The sequence below is a fragment of the Pseudomonas sp. MF09156 genome (genome assembly GCF_059862305.1).
Map to the genome: position 1 here is coordinate 376184 of NZ_JCBCUR010000001.1, position 26152 is coordinate 402335.

The 26152-nt window shown below is 61.7% G+C and carries 25 protein-coding genes; 15 read left to right on the forward strand and 10 right to left on the reverse strand.

What is annotated here, in order from left to right; genetic code table 11:
• Positions 1 to 61: 61 nt before the first annotated feature.
• From AC19YY_RS01670 to AC19YY_RS01685, 4 genes are all read left to right on the forward strand, one after another.
• Positions 62 to 334, forward strand: a complete 273-nt coding sequence (locus AC19YY_RS01670; protein ID WP_169954473.1) for a type B 50S ribosomal protein L31 — start codon at positions 62 to 64, stop codon at positions 332 to 334.
• A gap of 142 nt (positions 335 to 476) precedes the next feature.
• Entirely contained in the window at positions 477 to 1805 is a 1329-nt protein-coding gene (nosR, locus tag AC19YY_RS01675; RefSeq protein ID WP_169954472.1) for a response regulator c-di-GMP phosphodiesterase, NosR family, read from the forward strand.
• A gap of 102 nt (positions 1806 to 1907) precedes the next feature.
• Positions 1908 to 2321: an NUDIX hydrolase gene (locus tag AC19YY_RS01680; RefSeq protein WP_169954471.1), complete on the forward strand. Its 414-nt coding sequence runs from the start codon at positions 1908 to 1910 to the stop codon at positions 2319 to 2321.
• A gap of 25 nt (positions 2322 to 2346) precedes the next feature.
• Complete coding sequence (locus AC19YY_RS01685) at positions 2347 to 2985, forward strand: LysE family transporter (RefSeq protein ID WP_169954470.1); 639 nt, start codon at positions 2347 to 2349, stop codon at positions 2983 to 2985.
• A gap of 4 nt (positions 2986 to 2989) precedes the next feature.
• Here AC19YY_RS01685 and metR read toward each other — a convergent pair whose 3' ends face one another.
• On the reverse strand, positions 2990 to 3907 hold the full coding sequence (gene metR / locus AC19YY_RS01690; protein ID WP_032859924.1) for a transcriptional regulator MetR: 918 nt from the start codon (positions 3905 to 3907) through the stop codon (positions 2990 to 2992).
• 182 nt (positions 3908 to 4089) lie between these two features.
• Here metR and AC19YY_RS01695 point away from each other — a divergent pair, with 182 nt between their 5' ends.
• From AC19YY_RS01695 to AC19YY_RS01715, 5 genes are all read left to right on the forward strand, one after another.
• A complete protein-coding gene (locus AC19YY_RS01695) occupies positions 4090 to 5109 on the forward strand; it encodes an alpha/beta fold hydrolase (protein ID WP_500603799.1) in 1020 nt (339 codons plus the stop codon).
• Between the two features lie 61 nt (positions 5110 to 5170).
• Complete coding sequence (locus AC19YY_RS01700) at positions 5171 to 5824, forward strand: DsbA family oxidoreductase (RefSeq protein ID WP_169954468.1); 654 nt, start codon at positions 5171 to 5173, stop codon at positions 5822 to 5824.
• 191 nt (positions 5825 to 6015) lie between these two features.
• A complete protein-coding gene (locus tag AC19YY_RS01705; protein WP_170041821.1) occupies positions 6016 to 6936 on the forward strand; it encodes an arginase family protein in 921 nt (306 codons plus the stop codon).
• Positions 6933 to 7313, forward strand: a complete 381-nt coding sequence (locus AC19YY_RS01710; protein WP_170041822.1) for a DMT family transporter — start codon at positions 6933 to 6935, stop codon at positions 7311 to 7313. Before AC19YY_RS01705 ends, AC19YY_RS01710 begins: the two co-directional genes overlap by 4 nt.
• An 11-nt stretch (positions 7314 to 7324) precedes the next feature.
• Complete coding sequence (locus AC19YY_RS01715) at positions 7325 to 7723, forward strand: EamA family transporter (RefSeq protein WP_170041958.1); 399 nt, start codon at positions 7325 to 7327, stop codon at positions 7721 to 7723.
• A gap of 154 nt (positions 7724 to 7877) precedes the next feature.
• Here AC19YY_RS01715 and AC19YY_RS01720 read toward each other — a convergent pair whose 3' ends face one another.
• On the reverse strand, positions 7878 to 8642 hold the full coding sequence (locus AC19YY_RS01720) for a MipA/OmpV family protein (protein WP_170056798.1): 765 nt from the start codon (positions 8640 to 8642) through the stop codon (positions 7878 to 7880).
• Positions 8643 to 8872: 230 nt separating this feature from the next.
• Here AC19YY_RS01720 and AC19YY_RS01725 point away from each other — a divergent pair, with 230 nt between their 5' ends.
• From AC19YY_RS01725 to AC19YY_RS01750, 6 genes are all read left to right on the forward strand, one after another.
• Positions 8873 to 9571: an MtnX-like HAD-IB family phosphatase gene (locus tag AC19YY_RS01725; RefSeq protein ID WP_170041824.1), complete on the forward strand. Its 699-nt coding sequence runs from the start codon at positions 8873 to 8875 to the stop codon at positions 9569 to 9571.
• Complete coding sequence (locus AC19YY_RS01730; RefSeq protein ID WP_057958587.1) at positions 9564 to 10958, forward strand: aspartate aminotransferase family protein; 1395 nt, start codon at positions 9564 to 9566, stop codon at positions 10956 to 10958. The genes AC19YY_RS01725 and AC19YY_RS01730 overlap by 8 nt, the downstream gene beginning before the upstream one ends.
• The gene (locus tag AC19YY_RS01735) at positions 10955 to 11809 is read left to right on the forward strand and encodes an alpha/beta fold hydrolase (RefSeq protein ID WP_170041825.1); all 855 of its coding nucleotides are present in this window, start codon (positions 10955 to 10957) and stop codon (positions 11807 to 11809) included. Before AC19YY_RS01730 ends, AC19YY_RS01735 begins: the two co-directional genes overlap by 4 nt.
• A 95-nt stretch (positions 11810 to 11904) precedes the next feature.
• Positions 11905 to 13032, forward strand: a complete 1128-nt coding sequence (locus AC19YY_RS01740) for a GNAT family N-acetyltransferase (protein ID WP_170056800.1) — start codon at positions 11905 to 11907, stop codon at positions 13030 to 13032.
• Complete coding sequence (locus AC19YY_RS01745) at positions 13029 to 14807, forward strand: sensor histidine kinase (protein ID WP_500603800.1); 1779 nt, start codon at positions 13029 to 13031, stop codon at positions 14805 to 14807. Before AC19YY_RS01740 ends, AC19YY_RS01745 begins: the two co-directional genes overlap by 4 nt.
• Positions 14797 to 16194, forward strand: coding sequence for a sigma-54-dependent transcriptional regulator (locus AC19YY_RS01750; RefSeq protein ID WP_432754566.1), 1398 nt, complete (start codon positions 14797 to 14799; stop codon positions 16192 to 16194). The genes AC19YY_RS01745 and AC19YY_RS01750 overlap by 11 nt, the downstream gene beginning before the upstream one ends.
• Before the next feature lie 955 nt (positions 16195 to 17149).
• Here AC19YY_RS01750 and AC19YY_RS01755 read toward each other — a convergent pair.
• From AC19YY_RS01755 to glpD, 8 genes are all read right to left on the reverse strand, one after another.
• Positions 17150 to 17488, reverse strand: coding sequence for a GlpM family protein (locus AC19YY_RS01755; protein ID WP_057438356.1), 339 nt, complete (start codon positions 17486 to 17488; stop codon positions 17150 to 17152).
• A gap of 10 nt (positions 17489 to 17498) precedes the next feature.
• Positions 17499 to 18839, reverse strand: coding sequence for a two-component response regulator AauR (aauR, locus tag AC19YY_RS01760; RefSeq protein ID WP_169954459.1), 1341 nt, complete (start codon positions 18837 to 18839; stop codon positions 17499 to 17501).
• Complete coding sequence (gene aauS / locus AC19YY_RS01765) at positions 18836 to 20737, reverse strand: two-component sensor histidine kinase AauS (protein WP_169954458.1); 1902 nt, start codon at positions 20735 to 20737, stop codon at positions 18836 to 18838. Before aauS ends, aauR begins: the two co-directional genes overlap by 4 nt.
• Positions 20738 to 20899: 162 nt before the next feature.
• A complete protein-coding gene (locus tag AC19YY_RS01770) occupies positions 20900 to 21634 on the reverse strand; it encodes an amino acid ABC transporter ATP-binding protein (RefSeq protein WP_170041829.1) in 735 nt (244 codons plus the stop codon).
• A complete protein-coding gene (locus AC19YY_RS01775; RefSeq protein ID WP_500603801.1) occupies positions 21631 to 22302 on the reverse strand; it encodes an amino acid ABC transporter permease in 672 nt (223 codons plus the stop codon). The genes AC19YY_RS01770 and AC19YY_RS01775 overlap by 4 nt, the downstream gene beginning before the upstream one ends.
• Complete coding sequence (locus AC19YY_RS01780) at positions 22302 to 23048, reverse strand: amino acid ABC transporter permease (protein ID WP_169954455.1); 747 nt, start codon at positions 23046 to 23048, stop codon at positions 22302 to 22304. Before AC19YY_RS01780 ends, AC19YY_RS01775 begins: the two co-directional genes overlap by 1 nt.
• 192 nt (positions 23049 to 23240) lie before the next feature.
• Positions 23241 to 24173, reverse strand: coding sequence for a glutamate/aspartate ABC transporter substrate-binding protein (locus AC19YY_RS01785; protein WP_170041830.1), 933 nt, complete (start codon positions 24171 to 24173; stop codon positions 23241 to 23243).
• Between the two features lie 320 nt (positions 24174 to 24493).
• Positions 24494 to 26032: a glycerol-3-phosphate dehydrogenase gene (glpD, locus tag AC19YY_RS01790; protein WP_169954453.1), complete on the reverse strand. Its 1539-nt coding sequence runs from the start codon at positions 26030 to 26032 to the stop codon at positions 24494 to 24496.
• Positions 26033 to 26152 lie beyond the last annotated feature (120 nt).

A 26152-nucleotide genomic window follows, 5' to 3' on the forward strand; every position in this document is an offset into this window, starting at 1 on the left:
GGGTGCATTATTTGTGTTACTGTATAACGTATTGATTCTGCCCAAACGCCCTGGAGGCCCTATGAAAGCTGGTATCCATCCCGACTACCGCACCGTGCTGTTCCACGATACTGCCGCCGATGTGTTTTTCCTGATCGGCTCCACAGTCGACACGGACCGCACCTACCAACACAGCGATGGCAACACTTACCCCTATATGGCCCTAGACGTGTCCAGCGCATCCCACCCGATCTACACCGGCCAGCAGCGCAAGACCCAGGTCGAAGGACGGATCGCTGGCTTCAACAAGCGCTTCGCCTCGTTTAGTTCGTCCGGCAAAGCAGCTGAGGCCTAAGGGGCTTAAGGCACACTGGTGGCAAATGGCATCATTTAGCCACTACCGACTGAAAACTGACTAAACTACTAGGTAATAGCCAGGAGGCTGTTACCTTGACCGTAGGAAGCGCACACCGACGCGACTAGATCCGAGGTGTCCCGTGGGAGAGTCAGTTACCTTTTCTGAAACCGATCGTCCCGTGGTGCTGTTGATCGACACCCACCCGGACGTGCATGACCGCCTCGCGCAGCTGCTGCGCCTGGAGCCCTTTGAACTGTGCAGCGCCACCACGGCGGCCGAGGCCCTGGCCATTCTGGCGCGCCAGCCCGTGGACCTGGTGATGAGTGCCGCACGCCTGCCGGATATGGACGGGGCCACGCTGCTGGCGCAGATCCATCACGCCTATCCCCAAACGGTGCGCCTGTTGTTGACCGGCGAGACTGACCTGACCCTGATCATCAAGGCGATCAACGAAGGGCAGATCTACCGCTACCTGAGCAAACCCTGGAAGGATGAAGAACTGCTGCTGGCCCTGCGTCAGTCCCTGGCCCACCAGCATTCCGAACGGGAGCGCCTGCGTCTTGAGCAACTGATCCGCCAGCAGAACGAGGAGCTCAAGCAACTCAATGCATCCTTGGAAAAACGCGTGGTTTCGCGCACCAGTGAATTGCAGCAGACCGCCGACATGCTCGACCTGGCCTACGAAGAACTCAAGCACAGCTACGCCACCGGCACCGAGGTGTTCTCGCTGCTGGCCAACCTGCGCCTGCCGCGCAGCAAGCAGACCAATCGGCAGATCATCGAGCTGGTCCGCACCTGGTGCGTGCTCCATGGCCTGGACGATGCCAGCAGCCGCGACCTGACCATGGCTGCGGCGCTGTACAACATCGGCAAGTTGAGCTGGAGCGACAGCATGATGGTCGCGCCCTCGGACTTGCTGCACAGCACCGACCGCGAGCGCTTTCGCGAGTACTCCACACAGAGCGAGTCGCTGTTGATGACCCTGGAGCCGATGAAGGACGCCGCGCGGCTGATCCGCCATCACCAGGAACGCTGGGACGGCAGTGGTTTCCCCGACCATCTCAAGGGCGAGGCAATTCCCTTTGGCTCGCGCCTGCTAAAGCTGGCGGTGGACTTTATCGAACTGCAGCGCGGCCTGATCCTTGAGCGGCAGATGAACAGCGACGAGGCGCTGCTGTACATCCGCAAATACGCCGGGCGCCTGTATGACCCGGACATGGTCGAAGACTTCGTCCAGGCCTGCGCGGCCTTCCTCAGCGACGTGACCCTGGGCGACCCGATGGTCAAGGTGCTTGGCACTCGCGAACTGGCCGAAGGCATGGTCTTGGCGCGCAACCTCAATGCCGACAACGGCATGCTGCTGCTCAACGCCGGCAAGGTGCTGAACCTGCCGCTGGTGGACAAGTTGATCGCCTTTGAAGCCATGGAGGGCGCCAAGTACAGCGTGTTCATCAAGGAAGCCGAGTAACCCGAAACCCTGTAGGAACCGGCAAGCCGGTTCCTACATTCATTGCGAGGAACAGGGCAGCCGTGTGATCCTTTGCGCCCTTTACTCCAAGGCGTTTTTTTCATGTCCAAGACCATCCGTATCGCCGCCGCCCTGTTGATCGGCAGCGACGGCCAGACTCTGCTGGTGCGCAAGCGCGGCACCCAGGCCTTCATGCAGCCGGGCGGCAAGATCGACGCGGGCGAGCAACCGGCGCAGGCCCTGGCGCGTGAGCTGCACGAAGAACTTGGTCTGCGGATCGACCCGGCAGCGGCGCAGTACCTTGGCCACTTCTCGGCGCCAGCGGCCAATGAGCCGGGGTTTACCGTGGAGGCCGAGTTGTTTGAAGTACGGATCGATGTGCCGGTGACACCCGCCGCCGAGATCGAAGAAGTGCGCTGGATCGACCCGGCCGGCGATGGCGGCCTGCAGTTGGCGCCCTTGACACGTGACCTGATCCTGCCGTTCTATCGCGCATCGCTGACTACCACAGCCTGAACTGTCAGGCGCAAAGGACTGAGCCGTGATCCCCCTCAATGACCTGCTGATTTTTGCCGCCGCCTCGCTGCTACTGGTGCTGACACCCGGCCCGAACATGATCTATTTGATCTCCCGTTCGATCTGCCAGGGCCGCAAGGCCGGGGTGACGTCGTTGCTGGGGGTGGTCGCGGGTTTTTTTGTACACCTGTTTGCCGCCGCTGCCGGTTTGACCGCTGTGTTTCTTACGGTGCCGGTGGCCTATGAAGTGCTGAAGTGGGCCGGCGCGCTGTACCTGCTGTGGCTGGCCTGGCAGGCGGTGAAACCGGGCGCGCGTTCGCCGTTCGAGGCCCAGCAACTGCCCGCCGACTCACCGCGCAAGCTGGTGACCATGGGCTTTTTGACCAGTGCGCTGAACCCGAAAATCGCGGTGTTCTACCTGTCGGTATTCCCGCAGTTCATCACCCCGGAGCACGGCTCGGTCTTCACCCAGAGCCTGATGCTGGGTTTTACCCAGATCAGCGTCAGCTTTGTGGTCAACCTGCTGATCTCGCTGTGCGCCGCCAGCATCGCCGCCTGGTTTATCCACAACCCCACGTGGCTGGCGGTGCAGCGTTACTTCATGGGGTTTGTGCTGGCCGCCCTGGCGGTGCGCCTGATGCTGGAGCAACGGCGCAGCGCGTGAGCCGTCACCGCACCGCGCTGACCCCATCCAGGGTCGAAAACGACGTGTCCTTGGCCGTCAGCAAGAAGTCGCGCATGTACGGCGCATCCAGCATATCTGCGCGGATCCCGGCGTACAGCGTGGCGAACAGACCCTTCTCCCCCAGCCGCTTGGCCTTCACATAACCCCGCGAGCTGTACTCGTGCAGCGCCCAGTGGGGCATGCCACACACGCCGCGTCCGCTGGCCACCAGTTGCATCATCATCACCGTCAGCTCCGAGGTGCGCACCTGGGCGGGTTCGACGTCGGCCGGTTCCAGGAAACGGGTGAAAATGTCCAGGCGGTCGCGCTCCACCGGGTAGGTAATCAGGGTTTCGCTGAGCAAATCCTCGGGCACGATGTATGGCTTGTTCGCCAGGGCGTGCTGGTTGGCCACGGCGAGCATCGCTTCATAGGTGAACAACGGCACATAGGTGATGCCCGCCAGCTCCAGCGGGTCGGAGGTCACCACCAGGTCCAGGTCGCCACGGGCCAGGGCTGGCAGCGGGGCGAAGGCAAAGCCGGAGGCCAGGTCCAGCTCGACTTCCGGCCAGGCATCGCGGAACTGGTCGATGGTCGGCATCAGCCACTGGAAGCAGCTGTGGCATTCGATCGCCATATGCAGGCGCCCGGCAGTACCGCCGGCCAGGCGCGCAATATCCCGTTCGGCACCGCGCAGCAGCGGCAGGGTGGCATCCGCCAGTTGCAGCAGGCGCAGGCCGGCGCTGGTGAAGCGCACCGGCTTGGTCTTGCGCACAAACAGCGGCATGCCCATGCGCTCTTCCAGCTCCTTGAACTGGTGGGACAACGCCGACTGGGTCAGGTGCAGGCGCTCGGCGGCTTCCACCAGGCTGTCGGCTTCGCGCAAGGCGTGCAGGGTCTTGAGATGACGGATTTCGAGCACGGGCTCTCCATGAAGACAATTTGTGACAAGTTCGGATAGCGTGAGTTTGTCTCATGTTGGCAAATCTGTCGACCATGACCGCTGGGCGCTCTTCATCAAACTGTCACGTAACTGTGGCAGCGCGCTTGAACAAACTTCATCAGACTCGCGCTCTACTGGGGTTCTGCGTTTCGGTGTTTTTCATGCGCGTGTTGCTTTTACTGGCTGCCTTACTGGTCGGCCTGCCGTCTTTTGCGGCGTCTCGATGTGATGTCAATGTCCCGACTGAGCGGGTCGACCTGGACCAGGTGAGCCTGGCGTACCAGAGCATTGGCCGTGCTTCTGACCCAGCGTTGCTGCTGGTGATGGGCTTGGGCGGGCAGTTGATCCATTGGCCGGACGAGGTGGTGGTTGCCTTGTGCCAACAAGGTTTTCGGGTGATTCGCTACGACAACCGCGACGTCGGCCTGTCCACCTGGCGTCAGGCCCCGGCCAGCGCCAACCTGACCTTTGAAGTGTTGCGCTACAAACTCGGCCTGCCGGTGGCCGCGCCCTACACCCTGACCGACATGGCCGACGACGCCCTGGGATTGATGGATGCGTTGCAGGTGCGCCAGTTCCATGTGCTGGGCGCGAGCATGGGTGGGATGATCGCCCAGCACCTGGCGGCCATGGCCCCGCAGCGCGTGGAAAGCCTGACCCTGATCATGACCAGCTCCGGTGCCGAAGGCCTGCCTGCGCCGAATGCCGCGCTGGTACAACTGTTGTCACGGCGCAGTGCGCCCAACCGCGAAGTGGCCCTGGAGCAGCAGGCCGACTTGCTGGCGGCCCTGGGCAGCCCCGAGGTCAAGGATGATCGCCAGGCGTTGTTGCAGCAGGCTGCGCAGTCCTATGACCGGGCGTTCAATCCCGAGGGTGTGAAGCGCCAGATCATGGCGATCCTTGCCGAACCGAGCCGCGTGCCGCTGCTCAACCAACTGCGGGTGCCGACCCTGGTGGTGCATGGCACGGCCGATCCATTGCTGCCGGTGATGCATGGGGTGCACCTGGCGGCGCATATCCAGGGCAGCCAGTTGCGGCTGATCCCGGGTCTGGCCCATCGGTTCCAGGAAGCGTTCAAGGCGCCGTTGCTGGCGGCGGTGTTGCCGTACCTGCAAGCCCACCGCGAAGAGGCGGCGCATTGGGCGCAGGTTGATCCCGCGCCGCCTTCCAAGGTTTTATGAGCGGCGCGTAGGGGTGTATGGTGCGACATTTATGGCGTGTAATGCCTGCGAGGTTGCCTGAATGAGTACTTCCCTGAAAATCGATTTCGTCAGCGACGTGTCCTGCCCCTGGTGCGTCATCGGCCTGCGCGGCCTGACCGAGGCCCTGGACCAGCTGGGCGCCGAAGTGCAGGCCGAGATCCACTTCCAGCCGTTCGAACTGAACCCGAACATGCCTGCCGAAGGGCAGAATATCGTGGAGCACATCAGCGAGAAATACGGCTTCACTGCCGAAGAGTCCCAGGCCAACCGCGCGCGCATCCGCGACCTGGGCACCGCGTTGGGCTTTGCGTTCCGTACCGATGGCCAAAGTCGTATCTACAACACCTTCGACGCCCATCGCCTGCTGCATTGGGCTGGGCTTGAGGGCTTGCAGTACAACCTCAAGCACGCGTTGTTCAAGGCTTACTTCAGCGATGGCCAGGACCCGTCCGACCACGCCACGCTGGCAATCATTGCCCAGAGCGTTGGCCTGGACCTCAAGCGCGCAGCCGAGATTCTGGCTTCGGACGAGTACGCCGCAAAGGTGCGCGAGCAGGAGCAACTGTGGGTATCGCGCGGGGTGAGTTCGGTGCCGACCATCGTGTTCAACGACCAGTACGCGGTCAGCGGCGGACAGCCGGCTGAAGCGTTTGTGGGGGCGATCCGCCAGATCATCAACGAAGCCAAAAGCTAACAAACACCACCGGCCAAAGGTGGGAGCGGGCTTGCCCGCGAAAGCGGTATATCAGCTAAGTATCTCTTAACTGACCCACCGCCTTCGCGGGCAAGCCCGCTCCCACATTGGCTCCTGGCCCATCCCTTGCATTACCCCCCTAAAGCCCAGCCGGCATGCGGTTGGGCACTGCCAAGGGGTGAAACATTACCTTGAATATTCTCGATCTCGACCACAGCCTCACAGCCCAGGCACCCATTGCCCGGCGTCTGGCCAGTGGTCAGGCCACGCGCCTGGATTTGCTCGACCTGGGTCCGAAACTGCGCCTGTGGTCCACCGAAAAAACCTGGAAACGCTTTGCCCAGCGCCTGGCCCAACGGCCACGGCCAAGCACGGCGCGGCCGGAAATCTTCTTTGTCGGCTCCGGCGACTACCACCACCTGACCCCGGCCTTTCTCGCCGAAGTGCAAGAGCCGATCAGCCTGATCCACTTCGACAACCACCCCGACTGGGTACGCCTGGCCCCGCGCCGGCACTGCGGCTCGTGGGTCAACCAGGCCCTGAAGATGCCGGCGATCAAGCGCATCGTCACCCTCGGCCCGTGCAGCGATGACCTGCACAACCCGCAACTGCGCGGCGGCAATCTTGGCGCCCTGAAGCGCGGGCACCTGCAGTTGTTTCCCTGGCAGCACGCGCCGTCGAAAGTCTGGGGCCGGGTTGGGGATGGCGCCGGCCATGCACAGCAGGAAAACCACCTGCACTGGCGCAACCTCGCTGAGCTCGACTGGCCTGCATTCCTTGAGCAAATGATCGCCAGCCTGCCCACCGAGGCGGTATGGATCACCCTCGACAAGGACGTGCTAGCCAGCGAAGACGCGGCCACCAATTGGGACCAGGGCGGCATGCGCCTGACGCACCTGTTGCAAGCCCTGCGTGCGTTGGCGGCGAGCAAGCGGATTATTGGCATTGACGTGTGTGGCGAGTTTGCCCGGCCTGCGTTCAGCAACGCGTTCAAACGCTGGGAAGCCAAGTCCGACCAGCCACCGGCCGAACGCTGGAGCGACGACGACCTGCTGCGTAACGCGACCACCAATGAAGCGTTGATCAACCTGTTCGAGGAGCTGTTTCCGTGACCCTGACCGTGGTGTTGTTGGTGGCCTTTTCCATCGTGCTCGATGTGATCGGCCAGTTGTGTTTCAAACTGGGCCTGGACCGCTTGCCGGAGCTTTCCGGCGGGTTTCGCCTGAGTGCCTTCTGGGGCCAGGTGTTCAATGCGCCGTTGCTGTGGGCGGGCATCGGCGCCTATGTCATCGAATTTTTCGTCTGGCTCGAAGCCTTGTCCCGCGCGCCGTTGAGCCTGCTGTTCCCGGCCGCCGCGCTGGCCTATTGCGGGGTGGTGCTGGCGGGCAAAGTGGTGCTGGGCGAAACCGTCAGCCGCCGGCGCTGGTTGGGCACGATGGTGATTACCGCCGGCGTGATGTTGGTGGCTGTAGCAGGAGCACAATCATGAGTGCGCAAGAGATGACTATCCGTCCGGAAGGCTGGCTGCATGGGCGCCTGGGCACGGTCGTGTTATGGGCGCTGTTGATCCTCACCGAAAGCGCCGGGCAGCTGTTTACCAAGGTGGCCGGCGATCAAATAGGGCAGATGGATTTCAGTTGGCAGTGGTTGGCGGCGGTGGCGGTCAACCCGGGGATCCTGGCGGCGATTGCCTGCTATATCGGCGCGTTCTTTGTGTGGATGCTGATCCTGCGGCGCAGCAGCCTGTCCCTGGCCTTCCCCTTGAGCTCGCTGGTGTTTGTGGTGGTGTTGCTCGGCTCCTGGCTGGGGTTGGGCGAGCACATCAGCTTGCTGCATTGGGTGGGCGTGGTGGTGATTATTGGCGGGATTGCACTGCTGGCCGAGGGCGAAGAAAACTGAGTTCCCTGTGAAATACGGACTAAATGTGTGAGCGGGCTTGTGTGGGAGCTGGCTTGCCTGCGATGCAGGCGCCTCGGTGTCTCAGTTACACCGCGGTGAGGCTATCGCAGGCAAGCCAGTTCCCACATTTTGATGGGTGTCGCCCTTGAGACAATCAATCGAAGGTATAGCTGATCGCCGTCTGCACCTGTCCCTGGTTGACCTCGCCGGTCTGGCGCACGATGCTGCTGTCGGCCGCCGATCCCAGCAGATGCACCCAACTGGCACTGGTCAGTAACGTCCACTTCGGTGCCAGGGGGATCTGCAAGCTCTGGGTCAGGGTCAGGTTCTGGAACCCGCCGCTGGCGCTGTACGGACGGATCCCGGAGTCTGTCGCCTCATGCTCATCCACCCCGAAAAATGTCTGGGCCTGGCGGCCGTCGGCAAAATGCGCGACCAGGCCCGTGCTGCCAATCACTGCGCCGCCCAGCGGGTAGCCCAACTCCCCACCCAACTTGCCGAGCACGCCGCTCTGCTCGCGGGCACCGCCCACGGCCCGGCCCAGTTGCGCATAGACCCGCCAGAAGTCGGCAGGCGCGTACTGGATAAACCCGCCGACCTCGGCCATGTCCGACACATCCCGCAAGCCCTGTAGCGGCCCGTTGGCCGTGCGTCCCGGCAAGTAATTGAGGTACGGCCCGGCACTCAAGCCATTGCGGTTGAGCGCGCGCCAGGTCAGGCCGTCATCGGTATCGAGGCTGACATCTCCCCAATCCAGGTCGAAGTAAGGCACAGGCACGGTCTGATAACGACTGGCGGCGGGTTCCCGTGGCTGATAGCTCAAGCCCAGGCCCACCTCGCCGCTGATGCCGGCCGCCGCTGCCGAGTCCATCCACAGCCCCAGGACGCCGGCGAATACCAGCGAAGTCACCCTGAACATATTGCTTGCTCCTCTTGCAAAACATGCGCGCATGAACGCGCAGGCGCGGGGGCTTGTGCAAGCACTCATGTTGTTTGTAGCGACCTACAAAATTTGTAGCTTCGCCGCAGCCTTTATCACCCATCCATGCCCGCGAGCCCCAGCCCTGCTGGGTTTTGCCCACTTGGCACAGTCCCTGCTCTATCCCTGGTAACGGCGCATCAGCGCGCTAGCATCCAAGGTAAACGCAGATGAATGACTGGCATATCGTGTGTGACTTCGATGGGACCATCACACCCACCGATGTCATCGACAATGTTCTCCAACGCTTCGCCGGCCCCGAATGGGAAACCATCGAGCAGCAATGGCTGGATGGCCATATCGGTTCGCGCGAATGCCTGAGCCGCCAACTGGCGCTGATCAAGGCGAGCCCGGCCGAACTGCTGGCGTACTTCGACACCGTCGAGATCGACCCGGACTTCCCGGACTTCGTCGACCATGTCCTGGGCCAGGGCGCGTCCCTTGAGGTGGTCAGCGACGGCATCGAGCAAGGCATCGCGCGGATCCTTTCGCGCAACTACGTGACCCTGCTGCCGATCATCGCCAACCGCCTGCGCCAGGTTGACCAGAACAGCTGGCGCATCGACTTCCCCCATGCCAGCGACGCCTGCCGCGCGGCCTCGGGCAACTGCAAATGCAAGTCCACCCCGCGTAACAAACGGGTGTTGGTGATCGGCGACGGCAAGTCCGATATGTGCGTCTCGACCACCGCCGATTTTGTCTTCGCCAAGGGCAGCCTGGCGCAGTACTGCCAGGCCCACGAGATCCCCCATCTGCGCTTCGACACCTTTGCCGAACTGCCGGCCTTGCTGGCCAAGCTGCCCCAGGGCATCGCCGCCAACGCCACCCATTTCACTTTTGAAAATCAGGAACTCTTTCATCATGTCTGATATCCGTATCGCTACCGCCGAAGACCAGGTTCTGCTGGATAAAGAAGCCAAGTACTGCTCCTACGGCGACACCGTCCACTACATCGACCCACCGCGTATCTTCAGCCGTTGCGAAGGCTCCTACGTGTGGGACACCGAAGACCAGGCCTACCTCGACCTGCAAATGTGGTACTCGGCGGTCAACTTCGGCTACGCCAACCCGCGCCTGAACAATGCGCTGAAACAGCAGATCGACACCCTGCCGCAAATCGCCAGCCAGTACCTGCACAAGGGCAAGATCGAGCTGTCGGAAATGATCGCGGTGGACGCCAAGAAAAAATTCGGCCTCGATGGCCGGGTGCATTTCAACGTCGGCGGTTCGCAGTCCATCGAGGATTCGCTCAAGGTCGTACGTAACGCCACCAACGGCAAGAGCCTGATGTTCGCCTTCGAGGGCGGCTACCACGGGCGCACCCTTGGCGCGTCGTCCATCACCTCCAGCTACCGCTACCGTCGTCGCTACGGCCACTTTGGCGAACGCGCCAACTTCATCCCGTTCCCGTACCACTTCCGTGGTCCCAAGGGCATGACCAAGGAAGAATACGGCAGCCACTGCGTGCAGCAGTTCGCGCGCCTGTTCGAGACTGAATACAACGGTGTGTGGGACCCGAAAGTCGGCCAGAGCGAGTACGCAGCGTTCTACGTCGAGCCGATCCAGGGCACCGGCGGCTACGTGATCCCGCCGATGAACTTCTACAGCGAACTCAAGCAGGTGCTCGACCAGCACGGCATCCTGATGGTGGTCGATGAAATCCAGATGGGCTTCTGGCGCACCGGCAAGTTGTGGTCGATCGAACACTTCGATGTGCAGCCGGACGTGATCGTGTTCGGTAAAGCCCTGACCAATGGCCTCAACCCCCTGGGCGGCATCTGGGCCAAGGAAGAGTTGATCAACCCGAAAGTCTTCCCGCCGGGTTCCACCCACTCCACCTTTGCCTCCAACCCGCTGGGTACGGCGGTGGGCCTGGAAATGTTCAAGATGACCAGCGAAGTCGACTACGGCGCGATGGTCATGGCCAAGGGCAAATACTTCCTGGAAGGCCTGCAAGAGTTGCAAAAGCGCTTCCCGATCATCGGCGACGTCGATGGCCTGGGCCTGGCCCTGCGCTGCGAAATCTGCGGCCCCGATGGCTTCACCCCGGACAAGGCGACCCTGGACTACATGGTTGACGAGGGCATGAAAGGCGACATGCTGGTCGACGGCCAGAAACTCGGGTTGATCCTCGATGTGGGCGGCTACTACAAGAACGTGATCACCCTGGCGCCGTCCCTGGAAATCAGCTACCCGGAAATCGACCTGGGCCTGAAGCTGCTGGAGCAACTGCTGACCCGAGCGATGAAGCGGTGAGCCTGGCCGATATCGATCTCGGCGAAGGCAACGCCGGCTTCGTTCTCGGCAACGGTCCGGTCGGGATCCTGTTGATCCACGGCCTGACCGGCACCCCGACCGAGTTGCGTCGGGTCGCCCAGGGCCTGGCCAAGGCGGGCAACTGCACGGTGTACGTGCCCACCCTGGCCGGGCACTGCGGGGGCAACGAAGACCTGCAGGCCACCGGCTGGCGCGACTGGTACGAGGGTGTGCGCAAGACCTTTGTCGGCGTGCAGCAGCGCCATGCGCAGGTGTTCGTCGGTGGCTTGTCCATGGGCGCGGTGATGTCGATGTACCTGGCTTCGGAGTTTGCGGGCCAGGTCGCCGGGTTGCTGATGTACTCCACGACCCTCAAGTACGACGGCTGGAGCATCAACAAATTTGCCTTCATCACGCCGTTGCTGATCCGTATTCCGTTCGGCGTGCGCCTGTTCCGTTTTACCGAGAAGCCGCCCTACGGCATCAAGAACGAACGCTTGCGGGCCATCGTCGAGCGGCAGATGAAAGAGGGCGAGAGCAGCGAGGCGGGGTTGTTGACCATGGAGGGCGTCACCGTACGCGAGCTGCACTGGATGAACGCGGTGGTGAAAAAACGCATGCCGTCGATCAAGACCCCGGCGCTGGTCCTGCACTCCATCGAGGACGACATCACCAGCCGCTGGAACGCCGACTACGTGGAACGCCACCTGGGCGGCCCGGTGACCAAGATCCTGTTGGACAACTGCTACCACATGATCACCGTTGACCTGCAATACCGGCGGGTGATCGAGCTGAGTGCGGACTTTATTGAACAACACACCACCCCTGTGGACGAATATCTCCGGGCTTGACACCGCCCCCTGTGGGAGCGGGCTTGCCCGCGATGGTCGTGAACGATGACGCATATGGCCCGGTTTACGCGGTGTTTTTAGATGAAGGAAACGCTGTGATCAGCACTAAAGCCTATTCAACTATCCAAGCCATCGACCGCAGCGCCTGGAACGACTGCTTTCCCCAGGCCCTGGAAGATTGGGACTACTACGTTGCCGTGGAAAACGCCGCCATCGAGGATTTCCAATGGCGCTACCTGGCCCTTTATGAGGATGGGCAACTGCTGGCCGTTGCCCCGGCGTTCATCACCCATTACCGCCTCGACACCACCGTGTCGGGCATCGCCAAACGCTTTACCCAACGCCTGGAGCGCTGGCGGCCCGGGGTTTTGCGCCTGGGCCTGTATGCGATCGGCTCGCCGGTGGCCGAGCAATGCCATGCCGGTGTCGCCAGCCACGTGCCCGCTTCACGCCGTGGCGCACTGTTGGCACACCTGCTGGCCGCCGCGCGCCGAGATGCCGATGCCTTTGGCATCGGCTTGCTGGCCGTCAAGGACGCCCCGACCCTGGACCCGGACTGGGCCGACAGCTGCAAGGCTGCCGGCCTGCACAGCATGCCGAGCCTGCCTACGGGGCTGTTGCCGCTGCCCTACGGTTCGGTGGATGCCTACCTGGGCTCCCTAGGCAAATCCACGCGCAAGGACTTGCGGCGCAAGATGCGCGCGCCGGGGCCGCAGGTGGAGTGGAGGGACAATATCGATGATGTGCTGCCGGATATCATGCGCCTCTACGAGGCCACGCTGGCCCGCGCTGACTTGCAATTCGAACGCCTGCCCGCCGGGTATTTCAGCCAGGTGCTCGCCCAGCTTGAACAACGGGCGCGCTGTGTACTTTACTGGGTGGACGGGCAACTGGTGGCGTTCAACCTGGTGCTGCTGGACCAGCACCGGCTGATCGACAAGTTCTTTGCCCACGACCTGGCCCACAGCCGCGAACATAACCTGTACTTTCGCAGTTGGCTGACCAACGTCGACTACTGCATCGCGCACAATATTGCGTTGTATGAGTGCGGGCAGGCCGGGTATGCCAGTAAGCTACGCCTGGGCTGCGAGTTCGCGGGTAATGCGCTGTTCTTCCAGCATCGCAACCGCCTGCTCGACACCCTGCTCAAGCTGGTAAGAATGTTTATTCGCCCGGACCGATCCGACCCTGCCATGGCTGCTGCAATAAGCGAAACCCGATGATTGCCAAAACCCGCCAGAAAGCCCGCCCGTTTGCCATTTCCCGCTGGAGCCTGCAGCGCAAGCTGGTGTTGGCGTTCTGGCTGGTGACGGTGATCCCGACGATGATCGCCGCGGAGCTGGCAGCCACCACCCTGTCGCAGATTTTCGACAGTAACGTGCGCATCTGGCTGCAAGAGTCGACCCGCATCGTCAAGGATGAAGTCAGCGACATCCTGCACGACAACGCCCGTGTCGCGCAGATCTTCCTGCGGTATGTGCGTCCGCCCTCCAGCCATGAAGCGATGCGTCATGACCGTCTGATCGCGGACATTGCCAGCGCCACTGATATTGACGTGGTGACGCTGATTCGCAGCAGTGACAGCAAGGTGATGTTCAGCACCGTGGGCGATGATGTGGTGAAACAAATCAGCCTCGCTCCCAATGCCGTACTGCAAACCGTGCAGGTCGGCGGCGTGGCCACCGGGGCCGTGATTTCGTCGTTCGAGACCAGCCAGGATGGCGTCGACTATGAACTGCTGGTCGGCACCTACCTGGACAGCAGCTTCCTGACCAGTGTCGCCGAGGTGCATTCCCTGGACTTGCGCCTGTACCTGGCCAATACCGATGGTTTCTCGGAGATCTTCTCTACCCAGCGTTTTGAAGACCACCCGACCCGCGTGCCGAAATCCGTGGAAACCCTGCTGCGCAGCACCAAGCAGCCCAGCGAACAGTTCACCAGCAACTACAGCGGCCTGTACTGGCCGATCTTCAATGACACCGGCGAGTTGCAGGGCGTGATCTTCAGTGGCCTGCTGCGCCACACCAGCCTGGTGGGGCTGGTGAACCAGAGCAATCTGTTCGTGCTGATCTTCCTGCTCAGCTCTGCCTTGTCCCTGGGCGCCGGGGTGCTGGTTTCCCGGCACCTGACGCGGCCGCTGCGCGAGTTGTCCCAGGGCGTGAGCGCGGTGATCAGCGGCAACTACCAGCACCGCGTGGCCGTCACCGGCGGTGACGAGTTGGCGCAACTGAGCAGCACTTTCAACCACATGACCGAACGCCTGGGTGAGTTGCATCACCTCGAAGCGCAACTGCGGCGCCGCGATCGCCTGCATGCCCTGGGCGAAGTGGCGATGGGCCTGGCCCATGAAATCCGCAACCCCCTGGGCATCATCAAGACGGCGACCCAACTGCTGCACCGCCGCGCCGATCTACCGGAGACCGACAAGCGCCACCTGGAATACGTGATCAGCGAAGTCAGCCGGATCAATGACCTGATCACCGACTTCCTCGACTTTGCCAAGCCCAGCGAACCGCTGCGCAGCCAGCAACTGGCGCGGCCGCTGGCGCAAGAAATCCTCGGTTTCTGCGCGCCGGAGCTGGCCAGTCATGCCATCGACGCGCACCTCGACGACCAGGCGCCCGGCGCGACCCTGTATGTGGACGCCAAGCAAATCAAGCAGGCGTGCCTGAACCTGATCCTCAATGCCGTCGATGCGATGCCCGAGGGTGGGCGCCTGACGTTGGGCATCAGCCGCGTCGATCACTTCACGGTGATCAGCATCAGCGACAGCGGCCCGGGCATCGCGCCGGAAATGATCGAGCGGATCTTTACCCCCTTCGTCACCACCAAGGCCTCGGGTACCGGCCTGGGCCTGGCGAAAGTCTACTCAATCATGGAAAGTCACGATGGCCGCATCGAGTGCACCAGCGAGAAGGATGCGGGTGCTACCTTCAGCCTGTACATACCGGCCAACGGTGAAGATGACGGCGACGACGAGGACAGTCATGACGCATAACATATTGGTGGTCGACGACGAGCCCAAGCTCTGCGACTTGCTGGCGTCGGCCCTGAGCCAGAACGAGATCCAGGTGTTTATCGCCGGCAACGGCCTGCATGCCCTCAAGGTGCTGGAGCAGGAAGACATCGACCTGGTGATCAGCGACTGGCGCATGCCCGGCATGGACGGCCCGCAACTGCTGGCCGAGATCAAGGTGCGCTACCCGCAGTTGCCGGTGATCGTGATGACGGCCTACAGCACGGTGAAAAATGCCGTGCAGTCGATGCGCAATGGTGCCTACGACTACATTGCCAAGCCCTTCGATATCGACGAGCTGGACATCACCGTGGCCAAGGCCTTGCAGTTTCGCGACATCATGCGCGACAACGCACGGCTGCGCGCCGAGCTTGATGAGCACGCCCAGTTCGACAGCCTGGTGGGTGACAGCCCGGCGTTTCGCCGGGTGTTACAGGCGGTGGATTCGGTGCGCGAGAGCAATGCCACCATCTTGCTGACCGGCGAAAGCGGCACCGGCAAGGAAATGGTCGCCCGCGCCATTCACAAGCATGGCAACCGTGCAGACAAACCCTTTGTGGCGGTCAATTGCGCAGCGATCCCCGAAGGCTTGCTGGAAAGCGAAATGTTCGGTCATCGCAAAGGCGCGTTTACCGGCGCCGTGGCTGACCGGGTAGGGCGCTTCATGCAGGCGGACAAGGGCACGCTGTTTCTCGACGAAGTAGGCGATATGCCCTTGGCGTTGCAGGCCAAGATCCTGCGCGCCTTGCAGGAGCGGGTGATCGAGCCGGTGGGTGACCCGCGTGAACGCAAGGTGGATGTGCGGGTGATCGCCGCCACCAACAAGAACCTTCTGGATGCGGTGGCGAACAAGGAGTTTCGCGAGGATCTCTACTACCGTCTCAACGTCTTCCCGATCCCGCTGCCCGCCCTGCGCGAGCGTGTCGAAGACATCGCCCCCCTGGCCCGGCACTTTGCCCGCAGCCTGAGCGCCACAGCCGGCAAACGCATCACCGGCTTCAGCGCAGATGCCTTGCAGGCCATGGCCGCCTACAACTGGCCGGGCAATATCCGCGAGCTGCAAAACTGCGTGGAGCGCGCGACCATCGTGGCGGCCAGCCCGGTGATCGAGGACATTGACCTGCCGGCCTATCTGTTTGCGTCCCAGCCGACGGCGGGTGATGTGACGACGATTCTCAGCGAAGGCCCGGGCGTGCCTCGGGACCTGGATGCGGCGCTGGCAGAAGTGGAGAAGGCGTACATCCTGGCGGCGTTGCAGGAGAGCAATGGGGTGCAGGCGGCTGCGGCGTCAAGGATCGGGATCTCCGAGCGCAGCTTCTGGTACCGCTTGAAAAAGCTCGGCATCCAGATTGACAAGATCGTGCGCTGAGCCCTGGGAGTCACACAGCTCCCATGAGGGTTCGGGGAAGCACACTGAGCAAATGTAGGAGCTGTCGAGCTTTAGCGAGGCTGCGATGCGGGCAACGGGGTTTTATGGGTGTACCGAGTCGATCCCATCGCCGCCTCGCCGGGGCTCGACAGCTCCTACAAGGGATCGGGGAGGCACACGGAGCAAATGTAGGAGCTGTCGAGCTTTAGCGAGGCGGCGATGCAGGCAGCTCGGTTTTGTAGGTATACCGAGTTGATCCCATCGCAGCCTCGCCGGGGCTCGACAGCTCCTACAAGGGATTGGGGAGGCACACGGAGCAAATGTAGGAGCTGTCGAGCTTTAGCGAGGCGGCGATGCAGGCAGCTCGGTTTTGTAGGTATACCGAGTCGATCCCATCGCCGCCTCGCCGGGGCTCGACAGCTCCTACAAGGGATCGGGGAAGCACACGGAGCAAATGTAGGAGCTGTCGAGCTTTAGCGAGGTGGCGATGCAGGCAACTGGGTTTTGCAGGTGTACCGAGTCGATCCTATCGCAGCCTCGCCGGGGCTCGACAGCTCCTACAAGGGATTGGGGAGGCACACGGAGCAAATGTGGGAGCTGTCGAGCTTTAGCGAGGTGGCGATGCAGGCAGCTCGGTTTTGTAGGTATACCGAGTTGATCCTATCGCCGCCTCGCCGGGGCTCGACAGCTCCTACAAGGGATTGGGGATGCACACGGAGCAAGTGTGGGAGCTGTCGAGCTTTAGCGAGGCTGCGATGCGGGCAGCTGGGTTTTGCAGGTGTACCGAGTCGATCCTATCGCCGCCTCGCCGGGGCTCGACAGCTCCTACAAGGGATTGGGGATGCACACGGAGCAAGTGTGGGAGCTGTCGAGCTTTAGCGAGGCTGCGATGCAGGCAGCTCGGTTTTATGGGTGTATCGAGTTGGTCCAGTTCCCACAGGGGAGCGGTGGAGTGTCAGGCGTGGATTCGAATCCACACACTCACCAGCACCGTCGCCGCCATCAACCACGCCACTGCGGCCACCGCCAGCGAGGCCTCCAGGCGCATGCGATCGACCATCACGTACAGCGTCGCCAGGTACACAAAGTACGGAATGATCGACCACATGCCGAACACGATGGTGGTCTTCAGATCGTCTACCGACCGGCCTTTGCCGACGATGTAGTGGGCGATCAGGGCAAAGGTCGGAAACAGCGGCACCAGGCCGGCGATGTAATAGTTCTTGGTTTTGGCCAGCACCGCCAGGAGCAATACCACCGCCGCACCGAGGGCGGCCTTGAAGACTAAATCCACGCAGTTCTCCTTAATGGCTCAGGCCGTATTTCTTGACCTTGTCGAACAGGGTGGTCTTGGCCATTCCCAGTTCCAGGCTGGCCTGGGTCAGGTTGCCGCCGCTGCGTTGCAGGGCGTCGCTGAGCAGGTTGCGTTCAAAGGCTTCCACCGCCTCGGTAAAGGCCAGGCCATGGTTGTCGGGGCTGGTGCCGCTTTTCTTGAAGGCCGGCAGGCCCAGGGCAAAACGTTCGGCGACGTTGCGCAGTTCACGTACGTTGCCAGGCCAGTCATGGCTCATCAGGCTGGACAGGGTCTGGTTGTCCAGTTCCGGGGCGATGCGGTCAAAGCGCAGGGAGGACTGCTGCAGGAAGTGTTCGAACAGTTGCAGGATATCTTCACGACGCTCGCGCAGCGGCGGCAGTTCCAGGGTGACCACGTTCAGGCGGTAGTACAGGTCGCTGCGGAACTGGTTGGCGCGACTCAATTCGTCGAGGTCGGACTTGGTGGCGGCGATCACCCGGCAATCCACGACCACGCTCTGGTTCGAACCCAGGCGTTCCAGGGTGCGCTCCTGCAAGACCCGCAGCAGTTTGATCTGCAGGTTCATCGGCATGCTTTCCACTTCGTCGAGGAACAGCGTGCCCTCGTGGGCATGTTCGATCTTGCCGATCCGCCGTTTGCCCGCGCCGGTAAAGGCGTTGGCTTCGTGGCCGAAAATCTCGCTTTCAAACAGGTTTTCCGGCAGGCCACCGCAGTTCAGGGCGACGAACTGGTGGGCGTGGCGGCGGCTGAAGTCGTGCAGGCAGCGGGCGACCAGCTCCTTGCCGGTGCCGGTCTCGCCTTCGATCAGCACGTTGGCCGAGGTGTCGGCGACGTTGGCGATCAGCTCGCGCAGGTTCTGCATCGCCGGCGAGCGCCCGATGATCCGGCCTTCCAGGGAGTCACGCTCGGCCAGTTGGCGGCGTAGCGCCCAGACCTCCCGGGCCAGGCCGCGCTGTTCGAGGGCGCGGCGCACCACGTCTACCAGGCGCTCCGGGGAAAAGGGTTTTTCCATGAAGTCATAGGCACCGTTGCGCATCGCGCCCACGGCCATGGAAATATCGCCGTGGCCGGTGATCAGCACCACCGGCAGGCTTTTATCCAGGGCCTTGAGGCGGGTCAACAGCTCCAGGCCGTCGATACCGGGCAGGCGGATATCGCTGATCACAATGCCGGCAAAGTTCTCGCCGACACGTTTGAGAGCCTCTTCGGCGCTGGCCACGCCGACGCTGGGAATATCTTCCAGGGCCAGGGCTTGCTGGCAGCCGAGCAACACATGGGGATCGTCTTCGACGATCAGCACGGTCAGTTCGGTATTGGGTTGGCTGTTCATATCGATTCGCCGGGTTGATGGCCTGCCAGGGGCAGGCTCAGGACAAAGGCCGTACCACCAACGGCCGGGTGCTCGACGGCCAGGTTGCCGCCGGTGGCCGCTGCAAGGCTGGCCGACAGGGTCAGGCCCAGGCCCAGGCCTTGCTCGCCGGGTTTGGTGGTAAAAAAGGGTTCGAACAGATGCTTGCGGGTCTCAGGGTCGATGCCATGCCCGTTGTCCCGCACCCGCAGGCGATATTTTCCGTCGCTGATATCGCTTTCCAGCCACAACTCGGGGGCGGGTTGGGCGTGCATCGCATCCAGGGCGTTGCCGATCAGGTTGACCAGGATCTGCTCCAGGCGTGTCTGGTCGATCTGCAACAGGGCCTGGCTAAAACCACGGTGGACGGTCAGCGGCAGGCTGTCGAGGCGGCTGCCCAGGACCTGGAACGCCGCATCCACGGCCTTGCCCAGGCTGGCTTCGCCCTGGTCGTCGCCGCGTCGGGCAAACGAGCGCAGGCTGGCGGTGATGCGGCCCATGCGGTCGATCAGTTCGTTGATGGTCTTGAGATTGGTGCTGGCAGTATCCAGGGCCCCGCGTTCCAGGAAGCGCACGGTGTTGCCGGACAAGGTGCGCAGGGCCGCCAGGGGCTGGTTCAGTTCATGGGCGATGCTGGTGGACATCTGGCCGATGGCCGCCAGTTTGCCGGCCTGGACCAATTCGTCCTGGGCCCGGCGCAGGGTTTCTTCGGCCTGGCGGCGTTCGCGGATCTGCGCCTTGAGCCGTTCGTTGCTGGCCCGCAGGTCGGCGGTGCGCTCGGCAATCCGCCGCTCCAGCTGGTTGTTGGCTTCTTGCAGGGCCTCGCGGGCAGCCAGGCGCGTGGCGATCACCTTGCGTCGCTCGTTCCAGGCAATCAGCAGGAACGCCACCAGGGCAAAGGCCACGGCGACGAGGATGCCCTGGTTGATCGCCGCCTGGCGCAGGTCGTTGAGCGGGGTGAGCAGGGTGAAGTTCCACGGCGTGTCGTTCAGCGGTCGGGTCTGGGCGAGGTAGGTGACTTCCTGGTCGTCGGTCACCACTTCACTGTTGGCCGGGAACGTCAGCTTCTCGGTACCAGCATCCAGCTGTTCGCGGGCCAGGGGTTGCAGTTCGTTGAGGGTCGCCCAGTAATATTGCAGGCTGCGAGCCAGGCGCTCCTTGGTATCGTCGCTCAGCGGGCGCACGGCCTTGAGCCGGCGCGCCGGGTCGCTGGAGAGGATGATGATGCCGTTCTCATCGCTGACAAAAGCTTCCAGGCGCGCGCGCTGCCAGCGTTCTTCCAGCGCTTCGAGGCGCACTTTGACCACCGCGACGCCAATGATCTTGCCGCGTTCTTCCAGGCCATGGGCCAGGTAGTAGCCGGGTTCGCCATTGGTGCTGCCGATGCCATAGAAACGGCCGGGCTGGCCACGCACGGCATTCTGGAAATAGGCGCGGAACGACAGGTCTTCACCCAGGTAGCTGTCAACATCGCGCCAGTTGCTGGTGGCCATCACACGGCCGGTGGTGTCCATCACATAAATCGCCCGACTGCGGCTACGCCGGTTCAGGCCTTCGAGGTATTCGTTGACGGCTTGCCGGTGTTCCGGGCTTGGCTCGGCCAACAGCCTGGAGACGCTGGATTCCAGTTCCAGCAGGCTGGGCAGGTAGGTGTATTTGCTGATCTCACTCTCGACCGTGCGCGCATGCAGCTCCAACTGACGCTCGCCGTTCTCGCCCAGGGTGCGGATGCCGTAGTGCTCGCTGGTCCAGAAGCCGATAAAACCCAGGCCGATCATCAACAGGATGATCAGGGGCGGCAGGAACAACTGGCGAATCAGACGAGGCTTCACGGCAAGTGATGGCGGCGCGGCGCGATAGAGGGTGGGGTCGCATTTCATCACAGATGCCTTGGGTCAACCAGCGCTTGCCTGGACCGGTGTGGGAGCAGGCTTGCCCGCGATGACGGTAGGTCAACCACAGACAGGTTGACTGATACGCCGCAATCGCGGGCAAGCCCGCTCCCACAGGGCCCGGTTTATACAGTGGACGCTGTGTTGTGCTTAGTGCTGCAGGATTTTCTCGAGGAAGTGCTGCGCACGTTCGGAACGGGCGCTGATATCGCCGAAGAACTCATCTTTAGGGCAGTCTTCGATGATCTTGCCGGCATCCATGAAGATCACACGGTCGGCCACTCTGCGGGCGAAGCCCATTTCGTGGGTCACGCACATCATGGTCATGCCTTCCTGGGCCAGTTGCACCATCACGTCCAGCACTTCGTTGACCATCTCCGGGTCCAGGGCCGAAGTCGGTTCGTCGAACAGCATGACGATCGGGTCCATGGCCAGGGCACGGGCAATCGCCACGCGCTGTTGCTGGCCGCCGGAAAGCTGGCCTGGATGCTTGTCCTGGTGCGCCGACAGGCCCACGCGTTCGAGCAATTGCAGGGCTTTCTTCTTGGCCTCTTCTTCGCTGCGGCCCAACACCTTCACCTGTGCGACGGTCAGGTTCTTGATGATGGTCATGTGCGGGAACAGTTCGAAGTGCTGGAACACCATGCCCACGCGCGAGCGCAGTTTCGGCAGGTTGGTCTTCGGGTCGGCAATCGAGGTGCCGTCGACCACAACGTCACCTTTCTGGAACGGTTCCAGGGCGTTGACGCACTTGATCAGGGTGGACTTGCCCGAGCCGGATGGCCCGCACACCACGATCACTTCGCCTTTTTTGACATCAGTGCTGCAATCGGTCAGCACCTGGAAGTCGCCATACCACTTGTTGATGTTCTTGATAGAGATCATACGGCAAACCTTTTTTGCAGACGCTTGACCAGCAGCGAGGCGGCAAAGCTGATGATGAAGTAGACGACACCGGCAAAGATCAGGAACTCATTGGAGCGGCCGATAATGTCGCCGTTGGAGCGGGCGGAGTTGAGGAAGTCCACCAGGCCCACGGTGTAGACCAGCGAGGTGTCCTGGAACAGGATGATGCTCTGCTGCAGCAGCAGCGGGGTCATCTTGCGAAACGCCTGGGGCAGGATGATCAGGCGCATGGTCTGGCTGTAGGTCATGCCCATCGCTTGTGCCGCAGCCATCTGGCCCTTGGGGATCGACTGCACGCCGGCCCGCACGATTTCGCAGAAGTACGCCGCCTCGAACATCATGAAGGCCACGACGCAGGAGGTGAATGCACCGATTGGCGTGTCTTCGCCAGTGATCCAGCGCAATACGAATGGTACCGCCAGGTAGAACCAGGTGATCACCAACAGCAGCGGGATCGAGCGGAAGTAGTTCACATAGACGCCGGCCACGCGCGACAGCAGTTTGCTGGAGGACAGGCGCATCAAGGCCAGGATGGTACCGAGGAAGATACCGCCGACCACGCCCATGACCATCAGCTTCAAGGTCATGACCATGCCGTTCCACAGGCCGGGCATGGCTGGGATAATGCCGCTGAAATCGAAGTCCATTATTTGCCCCCCACGGAAATCAGGCCAGGCACCGCGACTTTCTTCTCGACCAGGCGCATCAGCAGCATCAGGCTCATGTTCAGGGTGAAGTAGATCAGCGTAGCCAGGGTGAAGGCTTCAAACAGGTTGGCCGAGAATTCGGCGGTCTGCTTGGTTTGTGCCAGCAATTCCATCAGGCCGATCAAGGACGCCACGGAGGAGTTCTTGAACACGTTGAGGAATTCCGAGGTAAGCGGCGGGATGATGATCCGGTAGGCCTGGGGCAGCAGCACGTTCCAGTAGATCTGTGACAGGCTGAAACCCATGGCACGCGCGGCGGCTTCCTGGCCGCGAGGCAGCGCCTGGATACCGGTACGCACTTGTTCACATACGCGGGCGGCAGTGAACAGGCCCAGGCACACGACAACGCTCAGGTAGGCCGAGGTGGTCGGGTTCAAGTCTTGTTTGTACCAGTCCTGCAGGTTTTGTGGCAGCAGGTCAGGTACCAGGAAGTACCAGATGAACAGCTGAACCAGCAGCGGCACGTTACGAAACAGTTCCACGTAGCAGGTGGCGATACCGGCTACGAGGCGGTTAGGCATCGTGCGCATCACACCCAGCATCGAGCCCAGCAGCAAGGCGACGATCCATGCCACGACGGCGATGGCGATGGTCCAGCCCAAACCGGAGATGAACCAGTCGAGATAAGTCTCGCTGCCCACGCCGGTGGACTTGAAGAATACGCCCCAGTCCCAGTTGTAATTCATTAGGGTCTCCCCCGAAATCGATCGATGTACAAGCACCCGCTTGGGGAAGATCCATTCCCGCCTGACGGTGAACGTCAGACACACGCGATCGGCTCGCAAACCGCCAGGTCGAGTGTTCCAAATAATGCCAGCAGGTAGTAACAGGCACCTGAGGGAGGGTTGGCTCCCCCAGGGGATAAGGTTAGTTCGGAATCAGGACTTTTTTTCAGCCGTTTTGTCGTCGGCTGCTTTGTCGGTCGGATTGGCGATCAGGGCCTTGAGTTCGTCGCTCATCGGGAACATCAGGTTCAGGCCTTTTGGTGGGATCGGCTTTTGGAACCAGGTGTCGTAGATCTTGTTGATCTCGCCCGACTTGTAGGTAGCAACGATTGCATCGTCGACTGCTTTCTTGAACGGTGCATCGCCTTTGCGAACCATGCAGCCGTAGATTTCGTAGGACTGTGCAGTCCCCGTTACAGCCCAGTCGTCTGGCTTCTTGGCCTTGGCCATTTCACCGGCCAGCAGCGCATCGTCCATCATGAAGGCAACGGCGCGGCCGCTTTCCAGCATCTGGAAGGACTCACCGTGGTCCTTGGCGGAGATCACGTTCATGCCCATCTGCTTATCAGCGTTCATGGACTTGAGAATGCGCTCGGACGTGGTGCCGGCGGTGGTCACGACGTTCTTGCCCTTGAGGTCAGCGAAATCCTTGTAGGTCGAGTCCTTTTTGGACAGCAGACGGGTACCGATTTCGAAGATGCCGACGGAGAAGTCGACTTGTTGCTGACGCTCAACGTTGTTGGTGGTGGAACCACACTCAACGTCCACGGTGCCGTTCTGCACCAGCGGGATACGAGTTTGCGACGTGACCAGGTTGTATTTGACCTTCAGCTCGCCTTCCTTCATGCCGAGGTCTTTCTCGACAGCTTTGACGATGGCCAGTTGAATGTCGTGGGAGTAGCCCACTGGCTTGCCCGAACCATCCGCAATGTAGGAAAACGGAATGGAGGCGTCGCGGTGGCCCAGGGTGATGGTGCCCGACTCTTTGATTTTCTTCAGCGTGCCGGTCAGTTCGGCGGCGAAGACTGGAGTGCTAATCAGAGCGGCAGCAATGGCTGCGCCCAAAATATGGGGAACGATACGCATCAATACTTCCTCGACATTTGTTTTTTTTATGAAGCCTGGACGGCTCTTTCGATACAGCGAATGCCTGTGACGGCTCCTGAAGCATCTCAGGCAAACACGTCCCAAGTGTAGAGCATGAGTCGTGCCAGACTGCTAATAAAGATCTAACTATATGATTTATATGGTGATTAACTTTATGTGACGATGTTTATCCGGTGTTTAAGTCCGGCAAACCGAATAGGGGGAGGTATCGCGTTCGGAAAACCGAATTTGTAGGAGTCTGCTTACGATGTGCGAGCCAAAAAAAGCCCCTGGACCTTTCGGTGCAGGGGCTTTGTCATTCAGGCCGCTTCGATCTTGCTGCGGTTCTGCTCGACCTTGACCAGGTAGCGCTGCAGGTTCTCCTGCTCCTCGGGGGTGGTGAACAGCCCCAGTTTGGTGCGGCGCCACAGGATGTCGTAGGCCTGGGTCGCCCATTCCTCGGCGCACAGGTAGTCGACTTCCCGGGTGTACAGGCCACCACCCAGGTGCTCGCCCAGGTCGGCCAGCGATTGCACGCCTTCGAGCAGGCGCCAGGTGCGGCTGCCATAGGTGGTCGACCAGCGGCGGGCGATTTCGCTGGGAATCCACTCGAACTTGCCGCGAATGTCCGAGGCCAGGGCTTCTGGCGTGCTCATGTCTTCGCCGCCGGGCAGGCTGGCCTTGGCCGTCCAGCTTGGCTTGATATGCGGGAAGTACGGGGCCAGTTGCGCCAGGGCCGACTCGGCAAGCTTGCGGTAGGTGGTCAGCTTGCCGCCGAACACCGACAGGATCGGCGCTTCCTCACCAGTACCGGACAGCGCCAGGGTGTAGTCGCGGGTGATGGCCGACGGGTTATCCGACTCGTCGTTGCACAGCGGACGCACGCCGGAATAGGTGTGCACGATATCGTCGCGGCTCAACTGCTGCTTGAAGTGGGCATTGACCACCTTGAGCATGTAGTCCGTTTCACCTTCGGTAATCGCCACTTTCGCCGGGTCGCCGGTGTACTCACGGTCGGTGGTGCCGATGATGGTCAGGTGGTTGAGGTACGGAATGGTGAAGACGATACGCCCGTCCTCGTTCTGCAGGATGTGCGCATGGGCGCCTTCGTACAGTTTTGGCACGATCAGGTGGCTACCCTGGATCAGGCGGATGCCGTAGGGCGAATCGAGCTTCAAATCATCCTTGATGAATTTGGCGACCCACGGGCCGGCCGCATTCACCAGGGCCTTGGCGCGGATCGACAACAGGCTGCCATCGGCGCGTTCCAGGTGCAGGTGCCACAGGCCCTTGCTGCGACGGGCGCTGACGCAGCGGGTCTGGGTGTGGATATGCGCACCTTTTTCCCGGGCGGCCATGGCATTGAGTACTACCAGGCGTGCGTCGTCGACCCAGCAGTCGGAGTATTCGAAGCCCTTGGTGATCTCGCTTTTCAGCGGGCTGTCGGCACCGAACTTCAGGCTCTTGGAACCTGCGAGTTTTTCGCGCTTGCCGAGGTGGTCATACAGGAACAGGCCGGCACGAATCATCCAGGCCGGGCGCAGGTGCGGGCGATGGGGCAGCACAAAGCGCATCTGCTTAACGATGTGCGGAGCCTTGGCCAGCAGCACTTCGCGTTCGGCCAGGGCCTCGCGGACCAGGCGGAATTCGTAATGTTCAAGATAGCGCAGGCCGCCGTGGATCAGCTTGCTGCTGGCGGACGAGGTGTGGCTGGCCAGGTCGTCCTTTTCACAAAGGAATACCGACAGGCCGCGACCGGCTGCGTCTGCCGCGATGCCCACGCCATTGATCCCACCACCGATAACGGCAACATCATAGACTTCGGCAAGGGGTGGAGCAGGCAAGGTAGAAGGGGTCATCGGCTGGCCTCGCGATCTTTATTTATATTTGAATTCGAACATTAATGTTCATTTGCGAAAATGGTAGCCTATAAACGCGGGCACAGCCAGTCGACTTCGATTGAAAAAACTCATCGAAGG